This is a genomic window from Brevibacterium sp. VCM10 (genome assembly GCF_000583215.1).
Classification (GTDB): Bacteria; Actinomycetota; Actinomycetes; order Actinomycetales; family Brevibacteriaceae; genus Brevibacterium; species Brevibacterium linens.
In genome coordinates this window covers 1-2,840 of record NZ_JAJB01000004.1, presented here as the reverse complement: position 1 = coordinate 2,840, position 2,840 = coordinate 1, and the positions used below count along the sequence as shown (strand labels likewise).

Below are 2,840 nucleotides of genomic sequence, written 5' to 3'. Positions count from 1 at the left end.
TCCGCACCGATGACGAGGACATTGTCGAGCGTGCCTGCCCGCACCAGGGCGTCGGCCTGTGAGATGCCGTAGCAGTAGCCGGCGCAGGCCGCACTGATGTCCCACGCCGGGATCGGCCCGGTGCCCAAGCGCGCGGTCAGTGCCGCTGCGGCTGAGGGCGTGAAGTACTCGAAGGTGACCGTGGAGATGATGATCGCCCCGATCTCCTCGGGCTTGAGCCCGGCGGAGGCGATGGCCTCGAGCGCGGCCTCCTCGGACATGTCGAGGACGCCGACATCTTTGCTGGCGCGACGGCGGGTGACGATGCCGGTGCGCTGACGGATCCATTCGTCGGACGAATTGATGGGGCCGGCGATATCGTCATTGCTGACGAGGTTCTCCGCGCGGTAGGCACCGATTCCGGAAATGCGGGAGAAGGTGCCGAGCTCGGCAGTCTTGAGTGTTGGCATGACGTCTTCTTTCGATTCTCAGGCGTGGGCTGCCGCGAACTCACGCGCGCCGTCGAGGTCGGCGGCCGATTTGATTGCGAAGGTCTCGACGCCCTTCATGGCGCGGCGAGCGATTCCGGTCAGGGTGCCACCGGGGACGAGTTCGATCATTCCGGTGACCCCGGCACCCAGCAGCGTCTCCTGGCACAGGTCCCAGCGAACCGGGTTCGTGACCTGTCTGACCAGGCGGTCGACGTACTCGCGCCCGGTTCCGACGGCAGTTCCGTCGGAGTTGCTGAGGATCGATGCAGCGGGATCGGAGACCTCCATCGCCGAGGCGGCGGCAGCGAGTTCTGCGGTGGCCGCAGCCATGAACTCGGTATGGAAGGCACCGGCCACGGCCAGCGGAATGACTCGAGCGCGCTCGGGCGGATTCTCTGCCAGTGCCTCGAGCGCGTCGAGAGATCCGGCGGCCACGGTCTGGCCCCCGCCGTTGACATTGGCAGGGCTCGCCCCGGCGGCCTCGATCGCGGTGAGAACGTCGTCGGGTTGGCCGCCGACCACCGCGGACATCCCGGTTGGAGTGGCGGCGGCAGCGGCGGCCATTCCATCGGCACGGACCTTGACGAAGCGCATGGCGTCGGCGGGGGAGAAGATGCCGGCGATCTGCGCGGCGGCGATCTCTCCCACGGAGTGTCCGGCGACGACGGCAGGACTGACACCGAGCTCGGCAGCGCAGGCGATGGCGGAAGCGACGAGCAGAGGCTGTGCCACCGCGGTGTCCTTGATCGTCTCGTCGTCGGAATCGGTTCCGTGCAGACGCAGGTCGATCCCCGAGGCGGTCGAGAGTTCGTCGATCTGTGCCGAGAAAGCGTCGAGTTCGAGGAATGAACTCAGGAAACCGGTCTTCTGGGCTCCCTGGCCCGGACAGGTGATTGCAAGCACTCAGTTCTCTTTTCGTTGGGTTCCGTTGATCAATCTAATGGACTCGGGGCCGGAATCACTGCGATTTGTCGCTGGTCGACAATACGCCGTCCTCGGACAGTCGCCCATACACCAAGGCGATGTGGATGACGAAGGCGTCACGTGACGATGTCGGGTCGAGTCCGATCGCGTCGGTGATCTTGCGCAGCCGGTAGCGCACGGTGTTCGGGTGCACTGACAGTGCCTTGGCCGTGGCCTCGAGCGACGACCCGAATTCGACATAGGCGCTCACGGTCTTCAGCAGCTGTCCGGTGCCCGAGGTCAGCGGTTCGTAATAGCGCTCGATGAGTTCGCTCAGGGCGATCCGATCTCCGGACAGGGCGCGTTCGGGCAGGAGGTCATCGGCTTTGACGGGGCGAGGGGAATCCGGGCGGGCGGTCGCGGCCTTGAGTGCCCGGATCGCTGCCTTCGCCGAGGTGGCAGCCTCGGCGAGGCCCGGCACTGCTGGCCCCACGATGACCTCGGAGGGCCCGAAGCAGTCGGAGAGGTCCTCGACGGCATCGTCGAGTTCCGTGACTCCGCCCAAGACGATGAGCAGTCGATTGTCATGGATGCCGACGAGGGCATCATCGGCCCACCGACTGGCCTTGCGGCGGATCCCGTCCAATCCCTTCTTCGCCGAGCGCTGCGGGGCGCGGCCGACGATGACGCAGACGGGGCCTTCGGACTGCCAGCCGAAGGCCGCCGTGCGGCTGGCGAGCTCATCGACGGAGTCTCCGCGGACGAGGGCGTCGACGACCATCGCTTCGAGGCGGGCATCCCAGCTGCCCCGAGCCTCGGCGGCACGGGCATAGACGTCGGCGGCGGCGAACGCGATCTCACGGGAATAGACGAGCACGGCCTCGCGCAGGGCCGGCTGTTCGACCGGGCGAGCGATGTCCGGGACGCGCTCCTCGACGACCTCGACGACGATCTTGAGCAGCTGCAGGGTCTGCTGCAGGCTGATGGCGCGGATGAGATCGCGTGGTGCTGTCTTGAAGATGTCGGAGACCACGCGCAGGTTCGTATCGGGTTTGCGGTACCAGTCGACGAACGATGAGATGCCGGACTGGGCCAGGAGGCCGACCCAGGAACGGTCGGACGACGACATCGAGCGGTACCAGGGCAGCTGCGCCTCCAGTCGCTGCAGAGTCACCGACGACAGGACACCCACTCCGGCACGCAGCCTGCGAGCGGTTTCGGCGCGGCGTCGCAGGGTCTCGGCATCAGACATCATGGGCACGAGTTTAGACGAAAGAGAACAATCGGGTTGTCAGGGACATACAAGCATTCGGAAAAGGCGACAAATATGGCCGGAGTCTTGGAGACTCCGGCCATATCAGCACTCAGGTGACCGACGAGATCAGGCGCCAGCTCCCTCGGTCGAACCCGAGCTGCCGGCACGGACATCGTGGAGCTGGTACTTCTCAGCCGCCTCGGCGGCCTTGT

2 protein-coding genes and 1 pseudogene are annotated in these 2,840 nt (G+C 66.1%); all 3 read right to left on the bottom strand.

Annotation, left to right across the window (positions count from 1 at the left end; translation table 11 throughout):
* Positions 1-449 (bottom strand): annotated as a pseudogene (locus AD89_RS0100980) (3-oxoacyl-ACP synthase); the annotation flags it as partial.
* An 18-nt stretch (positions 450-467) separates the two neighbouring features.
* The gene (locus tag AD89_RS0100975) at positions 468-1,373 is read right to left on the bottom strand and encodes an ACP S-malonyltransferase (RefSeq protein ID WP_025776740.1); all 906 of its coding nucleotides are present in this window, start codon (positions 1,371-1,373) and stop codon (positions 468-470) included.
* A gap of 55 nt (positions 1,374-1,428) precedes the next feature.
* Positions 1,429-2,628 (bottom strand): PucR family transcriptional regulator, encoded by a 1,200-nt coding sequence (locus AD89_RS17890; RefSeq protein WP_035319603.1) that lies wholly within the window; start codon positions 2,626-2,628, stop codon positions 1,429-1,431.
* Between the last annotated feature and the right edge of the window lie 212 nt (positions 2,629-2,840).